The sequence below is a fragment of the Corynebacterium sp. MSK035 genome (assembly GCF_030232615.1).
Classification (GTDB): Bacteria; Actinomycetota; Actinomycetes; order Mycobacteriales; family Mycobacteriaceae; genus Corynebacterium; species Corynebacterium jeikeium_D.
In genome coordinates this window covers 106,924-129,487 of sequence record NZ_JASPJP010000003.1, presented here as the reverse complement: position 1 = coordinate 129,487, position 22,564 = coordinate 106,924, and the positions used below count along the sequence as shown (strand labels likewise).

Annotated in this window: 22 protein-coding genes; 10 read left to right on the top strand and 12 right to left on the bottom strand. The window is 58.0% G+C overall.

Annotated elements, in window-relative coordinates; all coding sequences use genetic code 11:
• Nucleotides 1-49: 49 nt before the first annotated feature.
• The 3 genes from hemQ to hemE form a co-directional block, all read right to left on the bottom strand.
• The gene (gene hemQ, locus QP978_RS03315; protein WP_049173031.1) at nt 50-748 is read right to left on the bottom strand and encodes a hydrogen peroxide-dependent heme synthase; all 699 of its coding nucleotides are present in this window, start codon (nt 746-748) and stop codon (nt 50-52) included.
• 84 nt (nt 749-832) lie between these two features.
• Nucleotides 833-2,311 carry a protoporphyrinogen oxidase gene (gene hemG, locus QP978_RS03310; RefSeq protein ID WP_049173033.1) on the bottom strand — a complete coding sequence of 493 codons (1,479 nt, stop codon included), beginning with the start codon at nt 2,309-2,311 and terminating at the stop codon, nt 833-835.
• Between the two features lie 105 nt (nt 2,312-2,416).
• Nucleotides 2,417-3,526 (bottom strand): uroporphyrinogen decarboxylase, encoded by a 1,110-nt coding sequence (gene hemE, locus QP978_RS03305; RefSeq protein ID WP_284856837.1) that lies wholly within the window; start codon nt 3,524-3,526, stop codon nt 2,417-2,419.
• Between the two features lie 170 nt (nt 3,527-3,696).
• Between hemE and QP978_RS03300 the strand changes: the two genes are divergently transcribed.
• A complete protein-coding gene (locus QP978_RS03300) occupies nt 3,697-4,251 on the top strand; it encodes a DUF3000 domain-containing protein (protein ID WP_016422661.1) in 555 nt (184 codons plus the stop codon).
• A 40-nt stretch (nt 4,252-4,291) separates the two neighbouring features.
• On the top strand, nt 4,292-5,593 hold the full coding sequence (locus QP978_RS03295; RefSeq protein WP_069358719.1) for an HRDC domain-containing protein: 1,302 nt from the start codon (nt 4,292-4,294) through the stop codon (nt 5,591-5,593).
• Here QP978_RS03295 and QP978_RS03290 read toward each other — a convergent pair whose 3' ends face one another.
• The 3 genes from QP978_RS03290 to dut all read right to left on the bottom strand — a co-directional run bounded on the left by QP978_RS03290 (nt 5,594) and on the right by dut (nt 8,344).
• A complete protein-coding gene (locus tag QP978_RS03290; RefSeq protein WP_069358720.1) occupies nt 5,594-6,859 on the bottom strand; it encodes a class I SAM-dependent RNA methyltransferase in 1,266 nt (421 codons plus the stop codon).
• Between the two features lie 134 nt (nt 6,860-6,993).
• Nucleotides 6,994-7,773: a DUF3710 domain-containing protein gene (locus QP978_RS03285; protein ID WP_069358721.1), complete on the bottom strand. Its 780-nt coding sequence runs from the start codon at nt 7,771-7,773 to the stop codon at nt 6,994-6,996.
• 118 nt (nt 7,774-7,891) lie between these two features.
• Nucleotides 7,892-8,344 (bottom strand): dUTP diphosphatase, encoded by a 453-nt coding sequence (gene dut / locus QP978_RS03280; RefSeq protein WP_049173041.1) that lies wholly within the window; start codon nt 8,342-8,344, stop codon nt 7,892-7,894.
• A 166-nt stretch (nt 8,345-8,510) separates the two neighbouring features.
• Here dut and QP978_RS03275 point away from each other — a divergent pair, with 166 nt between their 5' ends.
• The gene (locus QP978_RS03275; protein ID WP_049173043.1) at nt 8,511-8,987 is read left to right on the top strand and encodes a DUF3093 domain-containing protein; all 477 of its coding nucleotides are present in this window, start codon (nt 8,511-8,513) and stop codon (nt 8,985-8,987) included.
• A gap of 109 nt (nt 8,988-9,096) precedes the next feature.
• On the opposite strand, the gene QP978_RS03270 is transcribed toward QP978_RS03275, so the two are convergent.
• A complete protein-coding gene (locus QP978_RS03270) occupies nt 9,097-9,393 on the bottom strand; it encodes a DUF4193 family protein (protein ID WP_016422655.1) in 297 nt (98 codons plus the stop codon).
• Nucleotides 9,394-9,596: 203 nt separating this feature from the next.
• Between QP978_RS03270 and QP978_RS03265 the strand changes: the two genes are divergently transcribed.
• Nucleotides 9,597-10,205, top strand: a complete 609-nt coding sequence (locus QP978_RS03265) for a LytR C-terminal domain-containing protein (RefSeq protein ID WP_168161654.1) — start codon at nt 9,597-9,599, stop codon at nt 10,203-10,205.
• A gap of 9 nt (nt 10,206-10,214) precedes the next feature.
• Here the strand turns inward: QP978_RS03265 and QP978_RS03260 are convergent, their stop codons facing one another.
• Nucleotides 10,215-11,108: an inositol monophosphatase family protein gene (locus QP978_RS03260; protein WP_239660062.1), complete on the bottom strand. Its 894-nt coding sequence runs from the start codon at nt 11,106-11,108 to the stop codon at nt 10,215-10,217.
• A gap of 118 nt (nt 11,109-11,226) precedes the next feature.
• Here QP978_RS03260 and ppgK point away from each other — a divergent pair, with 118 nt between their 5' ends.
• Together ppgK and QP978_RS03250 are read left to right on the top strand one after the other, a co-directional pair.
• The gene (gene ppgK, locus QP978_RS03255) at nt 11,227-11,982 is read left to right on the top strand and encodes a polyphosphate--glucose phosphotransferase (RefSeq protein ID WP_069358722.1); all 756 of its coding nucleotides are present in this window, start codon (nt 11,227-11,229) and stop codon (nt 11,980-11,982) included.
• A gap of 395 nt (nt 11,983-12,377) precedes the next feature.
• Nucleotides 12,378-13,934 (top strand): RNA polymerase sigma factor, encoded by a 1,557-nt coding sequence (locus QP978_RS03250; protein ID WP_049193023.1) that lies wholly within the window; start codon nt 12,378-12,380, stop codon nt 13,932-13,934.
• A gap of 318 nt (nt 13,935-14,252) precedes the next feature.
• On the opposite strand, the gene QP978_RS03245 is transcribed toward QP978_RS03250, so the two are convergent.
• The 4 genes from QP978_RS03245 to QP978_RS03230 all read right to left on the bottom strand — a co-directional run bounded on the left by QP978_RS03245 (nt 14,253) and on the right by QP978_RS03230 (nt 18,613).
• Complete coding sequence (locus QP978_RS03245; RefSeq protein WP_070606661.1) at nt 14,253-15,860, bottom strand: SLC13 family permease; 1,608 nt, start codon at nt 15,858-15,860, stop codon at nt 14,253-14,255.
• 282 nt (nt 15,861-16,142) lie between these two features.
• Nucleotides 16,143-16,532 (bottom strand): hypothetical protein, encoded by a 390-nt coding sequence (locus tag QP978_RS03240; RefSeq protein WP_284856836.1) that lies wholly within the window; start codon nt 16,530-16,532, stop codon nt 16,143-16,145.
• A gap of 90 nt (nt 16,533-16,622) precedes the next feature.
• Nucleotides 16,623-18,368, bottom strand: a complete 1,746-nt coding sequence (locus tag QP978_RS03235) for a DEAD/DEAH box helicase (protein WP_048733265.1) — start codon at nt 18,366-18,368, stop codon at nt 16,623-16,625.
• On the bottom strand, nt 18,365-18,613 hold the full coding sequence (locus QP978_RS03230) for a DUF3039 domain-containing protein (RefSeq protein ID WP_005509477.1): 249 nt from the start codon (nt 18,611-18,613) through the stop codon (nt 18,365-18,367). Before QP978_RS03230 ends, QP978_RS03235 begins: the two co-directional genes overlap by 4 nt.
• Nucleotides 18,614-18,787: 174 nt before the next feature.
• Here QP978_RS03230 and QP978_RS03225 point away from each other — a divergent pair, with 174 nt between their 5' ends.
• From QP978_RS03225 to QP978_RS03210, 4 genes are all read left to right on the top strand, one after another.
• Entirely contained in the window at nt 18,788-19,327 is a 540-nt protein-coding gene (locus QP978_RS03225) for a DUF3099 domain-containing protein (protein ID WP_016422647.1), read from the top strand.
• Between the two features lie 38 nt (nt 19,328-19,365).
• Nucleotides 19,366-20,931, top strand: coding sequence for a DUF7782 domain-containing protein (locus QP978_RS03220; RefSeq protein ID WP_016422646.1), 1,566 nt, complete (start codon nt 19,366-19,368; stop codon nt 20,929-20,931).
• Nucleotides 20,932-21,366, top strand: a complete 435-nt coding sequence (gene dtd, locus QP978_RS03215) for a D-aminoacyl-tRNA deacylase (RefSeq protein WP_016422645.1) — start codon at nt 20,932-20,934, stop codon at nt 21,364-21,366.
• A 136-nt stretch (nt 21,367-21,502) separates the two neighbouring features.
• Nucleotides 21,503-22,492, top strand: coding sequence for a sigma-70 family RNA polymerase sigma factor (locus QP978_RS03210; protein WP_016422644.1), 990 nt, complete (start codon nt 21,503-21,505; stop codon nt 22,490-22,492).
• Nucleotides 22,493-22,564 lie beyond the last annotated feature (72 nt).

The window sequence follows — 22,564 nt, the reverse complement described above, 5'->3', positions numbered from 1 at the left end:
AACGGGGCTTGACCAGCGGCGCTGCTGATTCTCTCGTTGATTGCGTGAGCTACGGCAGAACGTTGATGATCTCTGCGATGTCATCGACGCGACGTCCCGTGTGGAACGGAATCTCTTCGCGGACGTGCAGACGAGCCTCGGTGTAACGCATCTTCCACATCAAGTCCACAATGCGGTCGAGCTCCGGCCCCTCGAATGCAAGGATCCACTCGTAGTCACCGAGTGCGAACGCCGGGACAGTATTGGCGCGCACATCCGGGTAGTCACGACCGGCCATACCGTGTTCAGCAAGGATGCGGCGTCGCTCGGTCGGCTCCAGCAGGTACCAGTCGTAGGAACGAACGAAGGGGTAAACCGCAATCCATCGTCCCGGCTCTTCACCCATGATGAACGACGGCAGGTGCGACTTGTTGAACTCAGCTGGACGGTGCAGCGCAGCGTTCGACCAGTGCGGAGTGGATGCCTTGCCCAGCGGAGTCTCGCGCAGGAAGGCGTTGTAGAACGCCTGCAGGTCTTCCAGCTTCTCTGCGTGGATCCAGAACATGAAGTCGGCTTCAGCACGCATGGCCGAAACATCGTAGAAACCACGGATGATCAGATCAGTGTCTTCGTAACGAGCCAGGAATTCCTTGGTCTTAGCCACTGCCTCTTCGCGGTTATCACCGAGTGCACCTGGGGTCACCTTGAAGGCAGACCACATGGTGTAGCGGATGGTGTCGTTGAGCTTCTTGAAATCGAGCTTGGTCATTAGTTGTCTCCTAGTTCGGTTGAAAGGTTTGTTTAAAAACGATGGGTCAGCGCCAGTTTCGTACTCAGCACCAATCTCGCAGCTTTATGCCAGCTCCGCAGCAATCTTGCTGGCCGCAGCCTTGGCGTTGGAGATACATTCCGGAATGCCCGGGCCACTGAGCCACGCCCCTGTTGCTGCAAGCTTAGGCACCTCGGCCAAATCCTGGCGAGCAAAATCCATCAGGCCTCCATGCCCCATATCGAAGCGTGGAATCCCCGCCCACCAACGCTGGACGAAAACCGCTGTCGGTTCGGCATCAAAGCCAGTCGCCTTAGCCAAATCTGCTTTTGCCCTGGCGATGAGGTCCTCGTCGCTACGATGCACGTGCGAGTCATCATCAAAACGGCCGAAGCTTGCCCTCACAACGGCACCGTAGCGCTCACCAATATGTGGCCACTTCCGGGACGACACTGTAAAAGCTTTCGCGGACAGGTCAGCACCAATCTCGCACAACACGCCGTTGATCTCCGGCAGTCCTTCCGACGAGTCGAAACACATACCGACCACCGCCGAGTTCGACGTGTCTACCCCACCAATGAGCTCGGCCGCCTCTGGCGCAAGATTGCTCAACAGCTCCGATGTGGTTGCAGAAGGTGCCGCCACGACAACACCGTCGACGTCGATAGTGCTAATGCTCGTGCCGCTTTCCGACGGCAGTTCCACTGTCACCTCAAAGCCGTTGTCATGCTGGCGCAGACCAGTAGCCTTCGTCGACAAGAGGAGTTCGGCTCCCGATTCGTCGACAAGCGTGTTGTAGAGAACCTCGAAGCCATCGCGGAACGTTTGGAAGACCACCGGTCGCTTCGTCTTCGTCGAATCTGTCGCAGCCTCACTACTCAGACGCGCCTGCTGCGCCTCCTTACGTGCTTCCAGAACGCGCTGGACAGCGCCGGTGAGGCTGACATGGTCACCGACACTAGCCATTTCATCAAGCGCTGCCGCCAGCTGTGGGATGGTCGCACGCAGACCCAGATCGTATGCGGTGGTTGAGTAGACGCCCCCGAGCAGCGGGGAGACGATGCGGTCAACGACTTCCTCACCGAGCCGCGCCGCGACCAGCTGGCCGACATTCATGTCGTCACCCAGTACCCAGTGCAAGGCTGGAGTGAGCTCGGGGTTCGACTCGGCATCAATCTTGGCGAGGGTGGCCTCGCTGAGGAGGTAGCCCAACCCTTCTGAACTTCCTGGAATACCGGTGACCGTGTTACGCGGAAGGTCCTTGAGTTCACCGCCAATGTAGAGCTTGGAAGGCAGCCCCGAAGGGGCGACTAGCTGATCTGCCAACCCGAGTTCCTTGAAAAAATCGGTGGCATCGTGACGGAACGCCAGGTACGCCTCAGCGCCCGCCTCAAGAGGGCCGTTAGCTCCTGGTCGAGTCTTCAGCTTGCCGCCGACCTGTGCACTGGACTCGATGACAATTATTCTTGCGGCGGGTCCGAGCTTTTTACGCAACTCATACGCTGCGCTCAGGCCGGAGATACCGCCACCTATGACGGCAATGGTAGAAGGTTGTGCAACCACGGTATTTCGTACGCTTTCTCTATGCCCGCGCCTCGAGCGGGCACGGTCGATAAGACTTGTAGGAAATTAGCTAGTGCGTGTTTTACACGCCTGTTGCGTCGGCTTTTACGTTGCGTGAATGATCTCAACGGCGCGCGTAATCGCGTCGGCATCGGTATTCGGTAGCACCCCGTGACCCAAGTTGAAGATATGTCCACGGGCGTCACCACGCTTAATTGCACGGTCCGCCTCAGAGCAGATGCGCTGAATCTCTTGGGTCATTGCATCTTCACCGGCAAAGAGAATCGCCGGGTCAAGGTTGCCCTGCAATGCAAGGCTGTTTTCCGCCGGGTCTGCGCCTCGGTGAACGTCGGAAAGCGTGGCACGAATGCGGTTGGCAGCAACGTCCAGTGGCACGCGCCAGTCGACGCCCATGACTTCTGGGCCGGCTTCAGCCATCGCACCGAGAAGCTCGCCGGTGCCCACACCGAAGTGGATGCGCGGAATGCCGGCGTCGGCGACAGCCTGGAAGATTTCCTTCGAGTACGGCAACACAAAGCGGCGGTAATCACGCTCGGTGAGATAGCCAGCCCAGGAGTCGAAGAGCTGAATAGCGTCCACACCAGCGCCAATCTGCGCGCGCAGGAAAGCAATCACCATCGGAGTGATTCTCTGCATCAGGTGATCCCACAATTCAGGGTCCGAGTGCATCAGCGCCTTAGTGCGCTCGTGATTGCGGGATGGACCGCCTTCAATCAGGTACGACGCCAAGGTGAACGGTGCACCGGCGAAACCAATGAGTGCCTGGGTATCATTCAGCTCTTGCAGAATGAGGCCGATACCCTCGGCCACCGGAGCGAGTTGCTCTTCCGTGACTTCCGGTAGAGCCTTGATGTCTGCTTCCGAGCGCACCGGAGTATCCATTACTGGACCGCGGCCAGGAACAATATCCAGGTTGACACCCGCAGCCTTCAGCGGCACGACGATATCGGAAAAAAGAATCGCAGCATCAACGTCGTGCCTACGTACCGGCTGCATAGTAATCTCAGCGAGCAGTTCCGGGCGGAAGCAAGAGTCCAACATACCGATGTCCTTGCGCACCTCACGGTACTCAGGCAGTGAACGACCAGCTTGCCGCATAAACCACACCGGGCGGCGCGAAGGAGTTCGACCGTAAGCTGCATCAAGAATCGGGGCATCAGTCAAAGTGCGACGATTGTTCATACGGACAATCATGCCCCACTTACCTTAGAAATTGATATGTGGGGTACTAAGAACAGGAAATTCTCTCGCCCTGCTGTGCGTTTTCGACGAACCGCTTGGTCGCTTCCCACTCTTTTCGGCGCGCCTCCCACTAACGCAAGCGTCATATGGCTAAGTTCAGGCGCGTGAATGGAACCGATTCAATGCCACAGAACTTCCGCGCCGCGGTCCAGTCAATGCACTCTGCTGAACTGCGACCTGAGATTGCTCTGGGCACCGTTCGGCCACCGCAGAAGCTGGCACCGTTTAGCCACGCTGTCTCGCTTGAGGTCACGCAGCCCGAAGCTGATATCGTCCCCGAGTCCTCGGACGACGATGCCTTTGGTCGTTTAATTTTGCTCCATGACCCCCGCAGTGAGGAAACCTGGGACGGTGACATGCGCTTGGTTGCATACATCCAGGCGGATATGGATGCCTCCCTCGCGGAAGATCCGTTGCTCCCCCAGGTTGCCTGGCAATGGCTCACCGAGGCTCTGGCTGAGAACAACGCCGAACTGTCGAACTTGGGTGGCACGGTGACTACTACGAACTCTGTCCGCTATGGCGAGATCGGCGGCAAGCCACAGGCCTTTCAATTAGAAATGCGCGCATCGTGGACTGCTCGTGGCACCGACCTGCGCACCCACGTTGAATCCTTCGCTCAGGTACTAGCGAACGTCGCTGGTCTGCCACCCGTCGGCGTTTCCCTGCTGGGCTGATACCGGCGACTGCTGATACCGACGACCGAAGAGGCGTGCGATGAGCTCCGACGTGGAAACTAGTCCCGACGTAGAAGTAAGACTTGCCCCAGCCGAGGGAACTCCACGCGTGCTTTCTGCCATCGACGACATTATTGACGCCGGTGAGCAGCTGGCCAAAGGACACGGTTGGCTCGCAGTCGATACTGAACGAGCTTCGGCATATCGCTACGACGACCGCGCCTTCTTGCTTCAATTTCGCCGCCGTGGAGCGGGCACCTTTCTCATCGATCCCGAAGATGGTCGCAAGGCGATGGCCGTTTTCGGTTCCTCAGTCAACGACCTGACCTGGATTATTCACGCCGCTCATTCTGACCTTCCCTGCCTCGCAGCTCTGGGTCTCTACCCCACCAAAGTCATTGACACTGAGCTGGCCGGCCGCCTTCTCGGCCTGGAGCGAGTCAACTTAGCAGCTCTGACAGAGCGACTCCTCGGAGTTGGACTTGCCAAGGGGCACGGTCGAGAGGATTGGTCTACTCGTCCACTGCCAGCAGATTGGCTGGACTACGCAGCCTTGGATGTCGAGCTGCTCATCGAACTCGCCGAGGTTCTTTGTCAGGCGCTGACTGAGCTCGACCGTTTGGAATGGCTGGAACAGGAATGCGAACGCGAACTCGCTCTAAACCGTAAATACCTCGATGGTCTGCACGTCGTACACTCGTGGCAGGGGCTCAAAGGGATTGGGAAGCTGCGCACTCCCGAACAACTTAACGTCGCCCGTGCACTGTGGACTGAGCGTGACGAAATCGCGCAGCGCCGTGATGTCTCCCCAACACACGTCATGGGTCACAGCGTTCTACGTACAATCGCAGAACAACTCCCCGGTACGCAGCGTGAACTAACTGCAATCCGTGGATTTCCACGTCGCCGTCGCGGTGCCGCGGACGCTTGGTTGAAGGTCGTTAATGAAGCCCGTCAGGAACCCAGGTCGTCATGGCCGAAGCCCCAGAAGCAGGCTCCCAACCAGATGCCCCACTTTCGACGTTGGGCTGAGCATGCCCCACAAGCCGCCGAAATTTTCGAAACCACGCGAGACTGCATCGACAACGTCTGTGCCCAAATCCACCTGCGCAAAGACACACTCATTACCTCCGCGCAGACACGTGAACTGGTGTGGTGGATTCACAGCCGCGCAGTCGGCTCATTCGTTTTCCGCCACCACGACAACTACGCTGGCGGCCTGCCAGCCGTTACCGAAATCTCCGCTCACCTCAGCGAACAGGGTTTCCGCCCATGGCAGGCACATTTGCTTGCCGACGTGATCGGCGCCAACGTTCTTGCGCCCATGCGGCAGCCACTCTAGCTACAGCTGCTCCAGCACTGCGATGGTTTCAAAGTGATGCGTTAGACCAAATGCGTCCACGACCTCGAGGTGTTTGAACGCGTAGCCGTAGTCAGCCCAGTACCGGGCATCGCGGGCAAAAGTCGCCGGATCGCAACCGAAATGTACAACCACGCGTGGCTTTGCCTCAGCAATAGCGGCAATGGCATCCTTACCAGCACCGGAGCGCGGAGGGTCGAGAACAACGATATCCGGGTTTGGAGTTTCCTCATTAGCAACTTCGCGGCGCACTACTTCGGCGACATCCCCAGTAACGAACCGGACTGGTGCCGCAGGCGACGCATTCGCACTGTGGTCAGCTGCAGTGAAGGCCTTGCGCCCCGCCGTCGCTGCCGCTGCAAAACCCTCGACAGAGAGAATTGAGCCCTCTGCGTCAACAAGCTTGCGAAGTGCCGCCGACAGAACGCCTGCGCCACCGTAAAGATCCCAACCACAGGAGAAAGACTGACCGGCCAACAGGTCAATGATGCGCGATCCATAGAACTCAGGGGCATGGCAATGGGCTTGCCAAAAACCGGTAGTCGGCACATCGAAAGTGATTCCGTGAACAGTGTGCTGTGTGGTTGGCTCGCCTTCAATCACCGTTTGCTTGCGGTTCCTGCCGCTGCCGGAAACGTACACAGCACTTCGGTTACCCTCCGTGTCCATGGCCACATGGAGTTCTCCTGGCTTCGGCTTCTTGCTCCCGCGACCGCGAGCAGGCTTAGCGGCGGGGATGGTTCCGGCCGTCGAAAAGCCAGCGATGAGATTGGGAACTGTTTGGACGCACTCGGAGCCGATGACGAGCTCGTGGGAACGGGAACGCCGTAATCCCGCTCGTCCCTGGGAATCCACACCCAGCCGCACGCGCGTGCGCCAACGGGAGGTCGGAGCCAGTGGAAGAACATCGATAGCTGGCAGCTCGTCGGCGGTGAAACGTCCAAGACGGCGCAGGCAATCGGTCAAGACATCAGCCTTGAGACGCGCCGCGTGCTCAGGATCAATAAAACCCCAGTCGCAACAGCCCGCGCCCTGCTGAGCTGCTTCGCAACGCTGCGAAATTCGATGCTCTGAGGCATCCAGAACCTCAACGACATTGCCGCGCCACAGCTTGGCATCAGGTTTGGCAATTTCGACAACAACGCGTTCGCCGGGGATACCGCCGGTGACGAAACCGATTCGTCCGTCGTAGCTGGCAATGAATTCTCCGCCGGCAGCGGGACGGTCAATAGTCACTTCGATGTTCACGCCGTGTGATACTACCCGCTGACAAGAGAAAAGCCGCTGTCGGGTGACGGCGGCGGGCAGTGCACAGTCGCGCCTGCAGATCCTTTTCTAACTGGTCAAGCAGCTAGCTTCTCTCTGCTGGCGGGTTGACCAAACTAATTGGTGGAGCCATCTGGGTTGATACCAGTAGCGCCTGGCACCTGCCCGGGTTCACCTTCAGCTTGGGCAGCCTGGGTCTGCTGCTGGTATGCCTGACGAATCTGCTCGGCCATCTGGGACGGCAGCGTAACCGGAAGCGGCTGACCTGCTGGCATCGGGTTCTCACCGCGAGAGACGAAGCTACGGGCAAGGAGACCGCGGGCGAGGTCCGCGAGTTCCTCCGCCCGATTAGCTGGACCGGAGGCCGTCATGCGAAGCATCCAACGCGGGCCGTCGGCGCCGATGATTCGCATTTCCATGTCGGAGGTGCGACCTACGACCTCAGAACCCCACGGCCCCTGCTCGACATGGACATCGAGGCCATCGGACTCAAGACCGTCCTTGATTTCCTGAGCGGACTCCTCCCAGAGACCGCCCGACGTCGGAGCAGCGAATGCTACAGGAGTTACGCGGCCATTCTCAGTGGCGACGTGCAGCATGGTTGGACCTGTCGGCCCCATCTCCACCTGAATATCACCAACGTGAGGAATAGGCAGCAGCATCGAACCGAGGTTCAGGCTGGCCTTCGCGAAGTCCGAAAAATCAAACTGCGTCGGGCTAGCGCTGTTGATATCGAAGGGGCCGTTTGCTGGTGCGTTCTCCGCGGCGGTTTCCGACGCGTCGTCATGCACGGTTGCGGTAGCCTCCTCAGAAGCTGGCGCCGCAGAGTCGGTGGTAACGGCCTCTGCCTCAGCAGCTGGTTCTTCTGGCTGGTTCTTCTTTCCAAATGGCCACATGGTGGTTTATTGACACCTCGCTAAAACGAAATCTTTGTATACGCCTTTGTAAACACTTTATTGAGCTCTTCACGCATTGAACCACACTTAGTAGGATCCCCGCGCTATCAGAGGTGTTTTAAAGCGTCGTGGACACTCCGGTTGACCCGTGACCGCCCGCACCGCGTTCAGTTTCATCGAGTTCATCGACTTCCACCATCGGGCTGAGCTCGACCTTCTGCACAACCAATTGGGCAATTCGATCGCCCTTGGCGATCTCCACCGCATTGGTCGGGTCCAAGTTGATCAGGCAGACTTTAAGCTCACCACGGTAACCGGCATCGATAGTGCCGGGTGCGTTGACGATGGACAGCCCCTTTTTGAAAGCCAATCCGGAGCGAGGATGAACCAATCCCACTGTGCCCGCCGGCAAAGCAATGGCAATACCGGTTCCCACGAGCGCCCGCTGCCCTGGTGCTAGGATGACATCCTCCACTGAGCTCAAATCCACACCGGCATCATCGGCATGCGCACGCTGGGGAATCACAGCGTCTTTAGCGAGCTTTTTCACTTGCACCGGGGCATAAGTCATCTCTTTGTATATCCTTCGCTGTCGCGTCTTTTAAGAACCGCACTTCGGCCTTGTCAGTACCGAGCATAGCCGTGCCCTAGAATGGATAACCGTGAGTGGAAAAGATAACCTGCAGCCTCGTCGCGACGACAGCTCAGCATCCGTCTCTGAAGGTGCGGCAATAGCAATGAGCTCGAGCGGAGATTCATCGATTGTCTATTCCGAAAAGCTCTGGGTTCCCTGGTGGTTCTGGGTACTCGGCGCTGCTGCCGTTTTTGTATGCACGGCCCAGATTGGCTTTAACCGTTCACCGATTTGGCTTGTCATCGGCGGCATTATTTGTCTGGCCGTGGGCGTGTGGGTGCTGTTGACTATGTCGAAGACCACGGTGTCCGTGGAAGTGGACAGCACTGGTGAACGCTGGCTTCACGCTGGCACGGCAGTTTTGCCAGCATCGGTTGTTGCCAAATCCCTGGTGGTCCCGAAGTCCGCGCAGCGCAATGCGTTGGGCCGTCAGCTCGATCCAGCAGCGTTCCTGGTTACACACACGTGGATTCCCACGATGGTGCTGCTAGTCCTCGACGATCCGGACGACCCCACCCCCTATTGGCTGGTCTCCACCCGCCACCCCGAGGCACTGCTTGACAGTCTCTTCGACCGCTAGGTCAAATCTCTCACCGCCGCTACACGCTTGCCGACGGCCCCAGCGCCGCCAGAACCGTGGTAGTGGCGGTTTTCCTTTTTCCTAGGAAGCTATCCCGGCTGTGCGGGGATTAGGCACAGTCCTGACAGATGGGGAATCCATCGCCGTTATCGATTGCGATCATTGAGCGGTGCATCACCATGAAGCAGGAGCCACAGGTGAATTCATCCTCCCCCTTCGGGGCAACATCCATATCGAATTCTTCACCCGCGATGTCGGCAACCGGCAACTCGAACGGCTCAACAATTTCGCCGTCGTCAGTGTCGTCGATTTCCTTCTCAGCAGATGCAGCCTGAAGGCCCTCGAGGGAATCGGTCTCCAGCTCTTCGGTTTCACGAGTACGCGGGGCATCGTAGTTTACAGCCATGTCCCAAACCTTCTTTCTGGACCTTTGCTAGACATTGTGAACTGACTTTTTCTCGGAGAATACAACGCGTTGAGACGATTGACACCCTGTACTCTCCAGCGCCTTTCTCAGCGGATATTAAGGCAATTCACGCAATCTGTCATCTCTGCAGGTCAAAATAGGTTTCTATGCCAATAAGCCGAGGAGAGGATAACATGATGGCTATGAGTTCAGGCCCCGCGAGCACTTCGAGCACGTCACATCGACGAAAAATTGTTCCCTACGTGGTGGTTTCCGTCGTTGCTGTAGTGATTGCCGCTACGTTGTGGGTGTTGGCATTCCGCAGCCAACCGGCAAGTTATCCGGTGTCCTGTTCCCTCCCCGCGGCTGGGCCCCCTGTTTCCTCCACCACGCTAATCGGAGAGCACGTCGTTCCACCGTCGGATGTTCATGTGCGCGTTTATAATGCCAACGGCAAAGTCGGCCAGGCTACAACCGTCGCCGAGCAATTGCGGCAGCTCGATTTTGTCCTCGATGAGCAGGTTCCCTACGGCAACGACCCTATTGTGGAAAACCAAGACCTCGGTTGCTTCGGCCAGCTGCGTTATGGCGAGGACTTCAATGGCCACGCCGCAGCGCTTCACGCTCTTTTCCCCTGCTTTGAGCTCATCCACGATGGTCGGCCGGATGCAACCGTCGATGTGTCCTTGGGTAAGGGGTTTAAGGATCTCGAAGTAGCCAGCCAGGTTGAGGAAACGATGTCCGCATTGAACCGTGGCGAACAAGCCGACCTAGAGGGGTTGAGCTCGTTAGGCTCGAGCACCTGCTCCTAGACCGACGCACTAATTCCTAGCCTGCGCGACAGCACCATCCAATGCCTCGAAGAACGCATCGGCAACTTCAGAGTTCGCCGCACCGACACCAAAGTCGAGCGGGTCTCCCTCCGGCCGGCCAGTAACGTTGGCACACTGAGTGAATTCCGGGACCCTAATCCTTGCGCCTGCTTCAGCCGCAATCAGAGCACCAGCTGCATAATCCCAAATCTTGATGTCGTGTTCGTAATACGCATCAACACGGCCGTGCGCCACCATGCACAAATCCAGCGCCGCCGATCCCATGCGCCGAATATCTCGACACTCCCCCAGCAACTGCGACGCTATCCGGCCCTGCACCTGCCGGAGACTAGCGGAATAGCTGAATCCCGTTGCCACAAGTGTCTTTTCCAGCTCGGCCGTTGGGGAACAACTAAGCGTCTGCACAGTGCCGTCCCGTCGAGAAACCTGAGCGCCCTCTCCCTTAGCTGCACTGTAAATCTCTCCCGAGGACGCATTTGCCACTGCACCCGCCACTACCTCATCGCCTACGGCGCAAGCGATACTCACAGCAAAATTGGGCATGCCGTAGAGGAAATTCACCGTACCGTCGATGGGGTCTACAATCCAGGTCACCGCTTCGCCCTCGTTGGCAGCCTGCGCTGGGGAACTCGCGCCGTCGTCAAGCCCGCCTTCTTCGCCCAAAATGCGGTCAGAGCTGCTAAACGTCTTGATAAGCGAACGAATGAGCTCCTCAGATTCACGGTCGACAACGGTGACGGGGTCTACAGCTGAGGACTTCGTTTCGGAACTTGCTAAAACGCCATCGGAGCCGAGTTCGACCCGACGACTGGCGATGTGCGCCGCGGCTGCGCGGGCGATAAGTACCGCGCGGTCACGCAGATCCCTGACGCTGGGTCGCACGGAACCGGGGCTATTCGACGCACTAAACCCCCTATTATCTGCCCTGCTAGCGAGTTGTTCGGTGCCACGCGAGTTAATGCTCATGCCCCCATTGTGTCTGTTTCGTACAATTTGAGCTATGGGACAACGAATTGGATTTGGCATCGACGTCGGAGGCTCTGGAATCAAAGGGGGCCGCGTGGATCTTGATACTGGGCAGCTTATTGGCAACCGCATTAAGATTTTCACGCCACAGCCGGCAACTCCGGAAGCGGTTGCGGAGACCATTGCAGAAATTGTGGACATTGCGAAGTGGGATTCCGATGTCGGCATCACGATTCCGTCCGTCGTACAGAATCAGATTGCCTTGCTGGCCGCCAATATTGACGGTTCTTGGGTTAATACGAACTGCCAAGAGCTCTTCGCTAAATACCTGCCCAACAACAAGGCGCACGTGCTTAACGACGCTGACGCTGCCGGCCTCGCTGAAGTCCAGTTTGGCGATCCGGGCAATAAGACAGGCGCCGTGTTGTTGCTAACTTTTGGTACAGGCATCGGCTCCGCGCTTATTCATGACGGACTGCTCTACCCCAATTCGGAGTTAGGCCACCTCATCATTGATGGCATGGAGGCCGAACACTTTGCATCCGCGAGAGTTAAGGATGTGGAGGGGCTCGGCTTCGAAGAGTGGGCTGAGCGCGTGAGCAAGGTGCTTAAGACCTACGAGGCACTGTTTTGGCCGTCACGGATCATCGTCGGCGGCGGAATCAGTCGCGAACACGAAAAGTGGATTCCGCTGTTGACATGTAAGACTCCAGTTGTCCCCGCAAGTCTGGATAATAATGCGGGTATTGCTGGCGCCGCCTTTGCAGCTGACCAGGGACTTTACCCTTAACCACTTTCATTTCTTATATGGGGATTGGTAGCTACGTGTCGGGCGTGACACGTGCTTGAAGCCATGCCCCGTGGCGGCGATTTTAAGAATTGGTTTACAATAAGAAGTTGACTCACGGCAAGGTTGAATAATCAACAGGCTCGAGGAGGATTGGGAAAATCGAATTCCAGCGCACTGCTTCGATGAGGATTTTCACCGATTACTTCTTCGCTAGGAGCCAGAAAGCAACACTGATGACCGTGGCACGAAAAGGTCAGCTCTGAATGTTTTCCATTCGGCTAGTTGGCTATAGACGAAGTAAAGGCGCACCACTGGCGCGTTGAGCTTCTCTTCGACCGAGAGAAGCTGGCGGCGGCTTTGGCGGCGCACACAACGTACATCGTGAAAGGGCGTTCGTGGCAGGCAACGAACTGGGGCAAGCTCAGGACCAATCCACCGGGAGTGGCACCGGTTCAGCTACTCCTGCAAAGAAGGCTGTAAAGAAGGCCATCAAGAAGGCAGTGAAGAAGACCGTGGCAAAGAAGACTGCCGCGAAGAAGACTGCTGCCAAAAAGACGGCTGCTACCAAAACTGCGGCGAAGAAGACGACCGCTAAGAAGGCAGCGGCCAAGAAGACCGTGAAGAAGGCGGCCAAGAAGTCCGTCGCTAAGAAAACCACGCGTAAGGCCGCCGCCAAGAAGGCAACTAAGCGGACAACGGCTGCGAAGGCCACCGCGGCCAAGGCTGCTGCAGCGAAGGCGAAGGACGCGCAAGCTCTCGACGCAACTGAGAACGAAGAGCTCGAGGACGAGGAACTCGACCACGACTTGGAGCAGGAGCAGGACTACGACCCGGATCTGGATGATGATCTCGAAGACGATGATCTTCACGACGATCTGGATGATGACGACCTCGAAGACGACGACCTCGACGATGATGAAGAAGAGGACGACGAGGACGAAGACGAGGATGAAGAGGACGAGGGCGACGAGGTCTGGAACGAGGACGAGTCCGCTCGTCTGCGTCAGGCCCGCAAAGATGCTGCCCTCACCGCCTCCGCCGACTCTGTCCGCGCCTACCTCAAGCAGATTGGTAAGGTCGCGCTGCTGACTGCCGAGGAAGAAGTCAGTCTGGCAAAGCGCATCGAGGCCGGTCTGTATGCGCAGTACAAGATTGACGAGGCCAAGGAAGCCGGCGAGCGCATCGCTTACGCTCAAAAGCGCGACTTGCGCGAGATTTCTCGTGACGGTCAGCGCGCCAAGAATCACCTGCTCGAAGCCAACCTCCGTCTTGTGGTGTCCCTGGCAAAGCGCTACACCGGCCGTGGCATGGCTTTCCTCGACTTGATTCAGGAGGGCAACCTCGGCCTGATTCGCGCCGTCGAGAAGTTCGACTACACCAAGGGCTACAAGTTCTCCACGTACGCAACCTGGTGGATTCGCCAGGCAATTACTCGTGCAATGGCCGACCAGGCTCGAACCATTCGTATTCCGGTTCACATGGTTGAGGTCATTAATAAGCTCGGCCGTATCCAGCGCGAGTTGCTCCAGGATTTGGGCCGCGAGCCCACTCCGGAAGAGCTCGCTAAGGAGATGGACATCACCGAGGAAAAGGTTCTCGAGATTCAGCAGTACGCTCGTGAACCCATTTCGCTGGACCAGACCATCGGTGACGAGGGCGACTCCCAGCTCGGTGACTTCATTGAGGACTCAGAGGCAGTCATCGCTGTGGACGCCGTCAGCTTCACGCTCCTCCAGGACCAGCTTGGCGACGTTCTGGAGACTCTCTCCGAACGTGAAGCCGGTGTCGTCCGCCTGCGCTTCGGCCTTACCGACGGCATGCCGCGTACGCTTGACGAGATTGGCCAGGTCTACGGTGTGACACGCGAGCGCATCCGTCAGATCGAGTCCAAGACGATGTCCAAGCTGCGTCACCCATCGCGTTCGCAGGTGCTGCGCGACTACTTGGAGTAAAGCTTTAACCTGGAGTTGTTCAGGGGCTAACTGCTTGACTAGAAAAATCGGGCTTGAATGAGGTTTCACACCTTATTCAAGCCCGATTCTTCTTTTGGTGTCAGCGCTAGTGAGTTACTGACTGCGTTTATGTCAAAAATAGCCTGAAAAATGGCCTGAAAGTGTCATAAACTCACACAGTTTCACATTTGCAGCCAAAAGCCCCGGACCACCGAAGTGGAACGGGGCGAAGGAGTATCTGAGCAACGCTAGGCGAAGCAGTCCGGTGGCGGTTCAGCGCGCTGCCCCACCATCCACTACGGGCTACTACATACCCAGCTAGTACACGACGCCGAATACCCACTGCAGCAGCGTCAGCGATGCCACAGAAATCACGATCAGTGCGACGACGTTCAGCCAAACACCGGCCTTGACCATGTTGTCCATGCTGACGTAGCCGGAGCCGTAGGCGATGGCGTTCGGCGGTGTTGCAACCGGCATCATGAAGGCCGAAGTAGCTGCCAGTGCAACTGGAACGGCGAAAATCATCTGGTCGTGGCCCAGACCGATTGCCATCGCACCAACCAGCGGCAGGAAGGTCGCGGCCGTCGCGGTGTTAGAGGTGAACTCGGTCAGGAACAGCACAACGGCGCCGACGACAACCACGAGTGCAGCCACTGGCATCCAGCCGAGAGTAGACAGCTGCTCGCCAATCCAGTCCGACAGCCCAGAGGCACCGAACTGCGAGGACAGTGCGAGGCCACCACCGAACAGCAGCAGCACGCCCCACGGCAGCTCTAACGCATTTTCCCAACGCATAAGCTTAACGCCATCAGGACCGCCCGGAATAATGAACAGCGCAATACCCACGGTCATTGCGATAACCGCATCGGCAATCTTGGTGTCGGGCAGCAGCACCGGAACAAAGACCCACGCCAGTGCCGCCGCGATAAACACCAGGAGCACTCGGCGCTCTCCAGTCGACATACGGCCAAGGCGCTTCAACTCGTCACGCATGAGTTCGCGCCCACCTGGAATATGCGTAATCTCCGGCTTAAACACAACATTTGTCAGCAGGAACCATGCACAGAGCATGAGCACAACCGCCACCGGGACACCGAGCAGCATCCACTGGCCAAACCCAATATTGACTCCCTGCTCCGCCATGTAGGCCGCCAGCATAGCGTTCGGAGGAGTACCAATAATGGTGCCCAGCGAACCAATCGATGCCGCGTAAGCGATACCCAGCATCAGCGCGATACCGAAGTTTGACTTTGGCATCGGGTCATAGCTTGACGACGACTCCTCGGCCTCCTCCAGCGCATCCCCACCGGGGGTTTCAGCGACGGATTCACTCGCAGAGCCCGTATCCTCTGCAGCAACCTTTTCATCGTGCAGCATTCGGACAATGAGGCTCAGGACGGACACACCGATTGGCAGCATCATCACGGCCGTGGCCGTGTTGGAGACCCACATCGACAGGAAGCCAGTAGCCACCATGAAGCCGAGAATCAGCATCTTTGGTGACGACCCCATGAGCACCAGAACCCACAATGCGACGCGCTTGTGGAGGTTCCAACGCTGCATCGCCAGCGCCAACAGGAAGCCGCCCATAAAGAGGAAGATGGTCGGGTCTGTGTACTTGCCCGAGAAATCCTTAATCTCCGCGAGGTTGAGAATCGGGAATAGAGCCAGCGGCAGCAGAGCCGTAACGGCAATCGGGATAGCCTCGGACATCCACCACACGGCCATAAGCACTGCTACACCTGCGGTTGCACGCAGGTTGTGATCGAGCTCAGCCGGCATAAAGAAGTACACGAGCAGGGCCAGGATGATACCGAGTCCTAGACCGGTGCGCTTACGGAAAAGCTCTCGGCTGAGGTATCCACGGTCTTGTTGGCCAGGTGACAGTTCCGGGGAGTTATCGCGCGTAGATGTCGCTGCCACGATTCACGCTCCTATTTAATAATCAGCAGACATCCTGTATTGCACGCATGTTCAAACGTTTACCGCATGTAGGGGATGCCAAATGTGGGTACTTTCTGACACCAATATCATTACCAACACTCGGCCAAATATGAGATTTCACTAAGAAACCCCCGGCCGAAACTGCAGGCAGTTGGGCTTCGGGGGTGGATTACGGGGTTAGCTCATTTCCTGATTGCGTATCTGGCGTTGACCGAAAACTCCGGGCACAAAGTAAGACCGCCATTGATGTCGCTTCCGAACTCACTCCGATTGCTTCTTTGGCTGATCAGTACCCATCTGCTTAGAGATGCACTCGGCATACTCTCCAGAGGTGCGCTCGAACTTCTCGCACTTCGACATCGCATCTGATGTCGACGAATACAGCATCAGCGACACCACGGCGGCTGCAATACCCGTCACAATGCCGACCACGCCCAATCCGAACGAACCGCTGATGACCGCGTCTCCCCCGGCTGCCTGCACGCGTTTCTTGGCACTCATTGCCTTCGCCATCGCGATGATGCCCAGAACAATGCCAAAGACACCGAGGATGCCACCAACAATCATCCAGGACATCAAGAGTCCGCCGACGCCAAAGATCAGTGCCAGCACGCCAATAGTCCGACCGTCATTGCCTGGTACAGCTGACAAACCACCGCCGGTCAATTCTGACGGCCTCGACTTATCACTGCTTGCCGACATTCTTCTCTCCACCATAGATTGCTCAGTTCGTTTGAAACCCTACCAATTACGCAGGTAGCTGATGCGATCACGCAACTGTTCCTCCGTACATAGCGCAGTCGGCGGGCCACCACAGGCGCGCCGAACCTCGTTATGCACTTGACCATGTGGCTTACCGGTTCGCGCCGCTGTCATCGACACCAGCGTATTGAGCTCCTTCCGCAACTTCGGCAACACCTCACTGGCCACCTTCTGCGGCCTTGGGTACGCCGATCCCTCAATCCGGTGCACCGCGCCCCCTTCGCCCCCGCTTGACGACGATTCCCTCGCCTCCTCGCGGGCTTCCTTCTCTCGGGCACTGGCGGCTTTAAGCTGTTCATCCTGCCGCTGACGCAGCAAGAGTCGCATCTGATCGGCGTCGAGAAGCCCTGGCAAACCCAGATAATCGGCCTCTTCGGCGGAACCAGCAACGGTTGCGGTGCCGTAGGAGGAGCCGTCGTAGATGAGGTAGTCGAGTTCAGCATCCGCGCCAATGGATTCGTAGGCCGGCAGCAATTCATCGGGCTCATCCTTGCGGCGATTGGCCTCAGCGACCAAGTCATCTTCCCAGCCCTCCGAAGGCCGATCCGGCTTGCCGAGCACGTGGTTGCGCTGCACCTCCATCTGCGAGGCCAAGTCGAGCAGCACCGGAATCGACGGCAAGAAGACGGAAGCAGTCTCCCCCGGCATGCGGCTTCGCACGAATCGTCCGATAGCCTGCGCGAAGAATAGCGGAGTCGAGGAACTTGTCGCGTACACACCGACCGCCAGCCTCGGCACGTCCACGCCTTCGGAGACCATGCGCACGGCTACCATCCACTCATCGGTGGACTCGGAGAAAGTCTTGATTCGTTCCGACGAGCCCGGTTCATCCGAGAGCACTAACGCCACCGGCGTAGAGGCAATCTGCTCGAGAATGCGTTTGTACGCACGGGCAGTTGCCGCATCGGAGGCGATAACCAGGCCACCCGCGTCCGGGATATGCTGCCTCATCTGCGAGAGCCGGGTGTGCGCTGCCCGCAGCACAGATGGCATCCACTCGCCCTTTGGGTCAAGCGCGGTGCGCCAAGCACGCGTGGTCTCCTCTGGGCTCATCACGGTGCCCAGTCGCGCAGCGAACTCATCACCCGCGCTATCACGCCAGCGAGCTTCACCGGAATAAGCCAAAAAGACCACTGGGCGCACGACGCCGTCGGCAAGCGCATTGGAATAGCCGTACGTGTAATCGGCGACGGAACGCGAGTAACCATCGCCGTCCGGCGAGTAGCGAACAAACGGAATCGCTGCGTCATCGGAGCGGAACGGCGTACCAGTTAGGCACAGGCGGCGTTCGACATCGCCGTAAGCTTCGGAAATACCGTCGCCCCAGCTCTTGGCATCGCCGCCGTGGTGCACCTCGTCCAGAATCACCAATGTCGGCCGAGCGGTGGCTACGGCATGGTGCTTAAACGGATGCACTGCGACTTGGGCGTAGGTCACAACAATTCCCTGGTAGGAGGGGTTTACCACACCCTTGGCGTTGGTGAATTTGGGATCCAACGCAATCCCCGAACGAGCAGCGGAAGCAGCCCACTGCACTTTCAGGTGCTCAGTGGGAACCACGACGATGATGCGCTCGACGATCCGGCGCGACAGCAACTCACTGGCGATACGCAGGGCGAAGGTCGTCTTACCTGCGCCCGGTGTCGCCACTGCAAGGAAGTCCTTGGGGTTAGTCGCCAGGTATTTGTCGAGAGCCTCCTGCTGCCATTTACGAAGCCCGCTCACTTGCGACGCAGGGACTTGTAAATCCGCTCGCAGTCAGGGCATACCGGTGAACCCGGCTTCGCCGACTTCTTCACAGGGAAGGTTTCACCGCACAGAGCAACGACGTAGGAGCCGTTGACCGCGGAGTTCACGATCTGGTCCTTCTTGACGTAATGGAAGAACTTCGGAGTGTCGTCCCTCGTCGACTCATCGACGCGGGTATCGGTGCGTTCAATCGTCTTTGTCGTCTTCAATGGAGTGCTCACAGATTCCAATTGTGCCCCATCGGTCAAATTATGCCTAGCGACCCAGGTGCTGGCCGCTGCAGACTGCTGCCTTCCACAGCCACCTGCAACATCGCTGTGACTACGCGAGCATGCGGCTGCAACGGGCATAGCTAGTTGAGACGACCCCACGCCACAGGCGTATGCTAGACAACCATGGCGCGAATCAATGACCGTCGCGACTCCGCGCTGCCGAAACGCGGAAGTTCCCGGCGACGCAAGAAAGACGCGGCGTTGATTACCGACGCCCGCGGCTCTCGGATTCGCAACTATGACCACCGCCGCCACGTCTACGCGGCTCTGCAATGGTCTCGCATTCCGCTGCTGCTTCTTTCCGGCGCTTTTTATCTGTGGTGGGATGTGCCGTGGATTGCAGCGATTCTCATGGTCGTCTCCGTACCCATGCCGTGGATCGCGGTTGTCATCGCCAATGGCGTTGGAGAACCCGCTGACAAGCGTAAGCCGCGCGTCTACAAGCCTGGAGTTGTACGCGAGCAAAACCGCAAATGGGAGGAGCAGCAACGCCAGCGCGCCCTCAAGGAAGCAGAGATGCGCGCGCTCGGTTCTGCCGCCAGTACCGAAGACACCGACGCACCGACGCAGTCCGGTAACGAGACCACCTCAAATCCCTTCGATGACGCAAATGTCATCGATATGCCGGAAGACGACGATTCGTCGTCAAGCTCCCCTAACTAGCCCCTCCGCCCCGCTTTACGACGAAGGTAGTGCCTACGATGACCTTTTCCCCCTCCACCTTCACCCCACCGACTGATCAGCAGCTTCGTGATTTTGTCGACTGTGCGGAGGAATTTGCCACCGCGCTCAGGCGCCTTGAGTTTTCCAGTGAGTCACTGCGTCGAGTCCTAGGCGCCGAGGGACTGGCCGCGCTGGACCGCGGTGAGCCCGGCGTTGTCGATGTTCTACTTACCGAAACTGAGGGCGTTTCTGCGGACACTGTGACCGCGTTGCGTCTTTTCATCCTGGGCGATTTCGCCGACGCACAGCAGCTATTTGGGGCTGAGCTGACAGCCAAGTTACTGGGCAGCGGCATACTTGCCGGCACCGCCACCAACGCACAGGTGTGTATCGATGTGCGCCCGGTCGAGATTGCGGGAGTCGACCGTATTGTCTTTTCCGACCGCGATGCCTCTATGAGCGATCACGTTCCTGGACCCGATCATGTCTTGGGCGTAGGGCGGGCTTCCCGCTCCCTCCTCGATATTTCGCCGACCTCGGCGGTGGAATCCGTACTCGACCTCGGTGCCGGTTGTGGCGTCCAGAGTCTTGCCCAGCCGGATGCAAAGTCGATTGTCGCGACGGACATTCACCCCCGGGCGCTGTTTTTTGCCCGCGCTACTTTCGCCGCAAATGGCTTCGACCAGGCGCAGGCCGTCGAAGGTTCGTGGTTTGAACCGGTTGCAGGCAAGAAGTTTGACCGCATTGTGGCGAACCCGCCGTTCGTCGTAGGGCTGCCAAGTGTGGAACATGTTTACCGTGACTCAGGATTGAATCTGGACGGTGCCACCGAACTTATGATCCGCGGTCTGGCCGACCATCTCACCGACGGCGGCACGGCGCATCTGCTCGGTGCTTGGGCCCATATCGAAGGCGAAAGTTGGCAACAGCGCATCGCCTCTTGGCTCCCTGCTGAAGGCCTCGAAGTGTGGGTAACACAACGAGATGTCGCCACGCCGGCGGAATACATCGGCACCTGGCTTCGAGACGAGTCCATCGACCCCCGCAGCCCAGAAGGCTGCGAGCGCTCCCGTGCCTGGCTGGAGCACTTCCGCAACAGCGGCGTGACAGGCATCGGGTTCGGCTACATCACAGTCCAACGCATTGCCGGCCCGACTTCCGCCGTGTGCGAAGAAATGCCGCAGCCTTTGGCCGCTCCCTTCGGCGCCGAAGCCCAGGAGTATCTCGGCCGCGCCGAATGGCTTCGCGCACAAACTGCTAACACCATCCTCGAAGCTGCCTTTACTGTGCGACCCGGCGTCGCCTTAGAACGCGTTTCGCTTGCCGACGTCGACAGCGGCCAGGGCTTCACTGAGTTCGATACGCGCATCTCACGCACCGACGGCCCCGCCTGGACACACTCAATCGATGAGTCCGTCGCAACCATCCTGGGTGCACTGCATCCCGAAGCTGCCCTGGGCTCCGTCATCGACATCATGGCAATGTTTGGAGCCTTTGATGAGTCCGAAGTCCCTGCAATCAAGGACGCCCTAGTTCCCATCGTCGTTGACTTGGTTCGCCATGGTCTGATTCTCCCCGCCGAGCTCTTGGAGGATAAACAGTAAATGAAAGCCGTTCTCACCCGAGTTAAATCCGCGTCAGTCACTGTCGACGGCTCCGTTGTTGGCCACGTTGACGGAGGCGATACCGGCGCCATTTTGGCGCTCGTAGGTGTTGGCCGCGAGGACACTGCCGATGCTTGGGAAACGATGGCCCGCAAGATTGCGGAGCTGCGCATTCTGGATGGCGAGCTCAGCGCTGTCGACGCTGGCGCCCCGGTGCTCGTTGTTAGCCAATTCACGTTGATGGGGGCGACAAAGAAGGGACGGCGGCCGTCGTGGGTAGACGCGGCTCCGGGCCCAGAGGCCGGACCCGTCATAGAAAAAATTGTCGAGAACTTGCGCAATCGTGGCTTGACGGTCGAAACGGGACAATTTGGAGCGATGATGGAGGTCGCATCCGTCAATGATGGACCCTTTACAGTTCTCATAGAATGCTAGTCGCGGCAGTTTTTCTTAACATTATATTTGCATGGCAAAATTACCCTATTGACATTCATCAACTTTCACGGGAACATTTCCGTAACTCCGTGCGTTGTAGTTATCGAGTCCACTTAAAAATCCAGGAGGCAGATTCATGAAGAGTGCCGATATTCAAAATGACGAACTGGAAGGTCAGCCACGGGACAAGGGGCGCCGCACTGGCAATAACTCCAATCCGTCCGCCGATTTGGTTCGTGTGTATTTGAACGGCATCGGAAAGACTGCTCTTCTCAGCGCTGAAGAAGAGGTGGAACTTTCTAAGCGCATTGAAGCCGGTGTATACGCCGAGCATTTGCTGCAGACCGGCGCGAAAATGACCCGCGCAAAGAAGCGTGATGTCAAGATTTTGGCAAAGGAAGGTAAGGCTGCACGCGCCCACCTACTCGAAGCCAATCTCCGTCTTGTGGTCTCGCTGGCGAAGCGCTACACCAACCGCGGTATGCCTCTGCTGGATCTAATCCAGGAGGGCAACTTGGGCCTCATCCGCGCCATGGAAAAGTTCGACTACACCAAGGGTTTCAAGTTCTCCACTTACGCAACGTGGTGGATTCGCCAAGCTATTACCCGCGGTATGGCTGATCAGTCGCGCACCATTCGCCTCCCTGTTCATTTGGTTGAGCAGGTCAACAAGATTTCTCGTATCAAGCGTGAGCTCTACCAGCAACTCGGCCGTGAGGCTACGAATGAGGAATTGGCAGAGGAATCCGGCATTCCAGAAGCCAAGATTGAGATGCTGCTGCGTCAGTCCCGCGACCCGGTGAGCTTGGACATGCCGGTGGGCACTGATGAGGAAGCTCCTCTGGGAGACTTCATCGAGGACTCAGAGGCAACTGATGCCGAGGAGGCAGTTGTCGCTTCCCTGCGTCACCACGATGTCCGCAAGGTTCTGTCCACTCTCGAGATTCGAGAGCAGGAAGTTATTAAGCTCCGCTACGGTCTCGACGATGGCCTGCCCCGCACGCTGGATCAGATTGGCCGCCACTTTGGCCTGTCTCGAGAGCGCGTCCGCCAGATTGAGCGGGAAGTTATGTCCAAGCTCCGCGAGGGTGACCGTGCTGACAAGCTGCGTGAGTACGCAAACTAACGCCACATGGCGGTGACATCGATAGGGTTCCTAATTTCAGCCCTGAGATAGAGCTGGACTTCAATGCCGACC

Bases quoted from the DNA above. Each gene is read 5' to 3' on its own strand.
- hemE (WP_284856837.1), bottom strand. From the start codon at position 3,526: ATGATTGTCCGTATGAACAATCGTCGCACTTTGACTGATGCCCCGATT.
- QP978_RS03220 (WP_016422646.1), top strand. From the start codon at position 19,366: ATGACCTTTTCCCCCTCCACCTTCACCCCACCGACTGATCAGCAGCTT.
- dtd (WP_016422645.1), top strand. From the start codon at position 20,932: ATGAAAGCCGTTCTCACCCGAGTTAAATCCGCGTCAGTCACTGTCGAC.
- ppgK (WP_069358722.1), top strand. From the start codon at position 11,227: ATGGGACAACGAATTGGATTTGGCATCGACGTCGGAGGCTCTGGAATC.
- QP978_RS03295 (WP_069358719.1), top strand. From the start codon at position 4,292: ATGAGCTCCGACGTGGAAACTAGTCCCGACGTAGAAGTAAGACTTGCC.
- QP978_RS03275 (WP_049173043.1), top strand. From the start codon at position 8,511: ATGAGCTCGAGCGGAGATTCATCGATTGTCTATTCCGAAAAGCTCTGG.
- QP978_RS03300 (WP_016422661.1), top strand. From the start codon at position 3,697: ATGCCACAGAACTTCCGCGCCGCGGTCCAGTCAATGCACTCTGCTGAA.
- hemQ (WP_049173031.1), bottom strand. From the start codon at position 748: ATGACCAAGCTCGATTTCAAGAAGCTCAACGACACCATCCGCTACACC.
- QP978_RS03265 (WP_168161654.1), top strand. From the start codon at position 9,597: ATGAGTTCAGGCCCCGCGAGCACTTCGAGCACGTCACATCGACGAAAA.
- QP978_RS03270 (WP_016422655.1), bottom strand. From the start codon at position 9,393: ATGGCTGTAAACTACGATGCCCCGCGTACTCGTGAAACCGAAGAGCTG.
- QP978_RS03225 (WP_016422647.1), top strand. From the start codon at position 18,788: ATGGCGCGAATCAATGACCGTCGCGACTCCGCGCTGCCGAAACGCGGA.
- QP978_RS03210 (WP_016422644.1), top strand. From the start codon at position 21,503: ATGAAGAGTGCCGATATTCAAAATGACGAACTGGAAGGTCAGCCACGG.
- QP978_RS03285 (WP_069358721.1), bottom strand. From the start codon at position 7,773: ATGTGGCCATTTGGAAAGAAGAACCAGCCAGAAGAACCAGCTGCTGAG.
- dut (WP_049173041.1), bottom strand. From the start codon at position 8,344: ATGACTTATGCCCCGGTGCAAGTGAAAAAGCTCGCTAAAGACGCTGTG.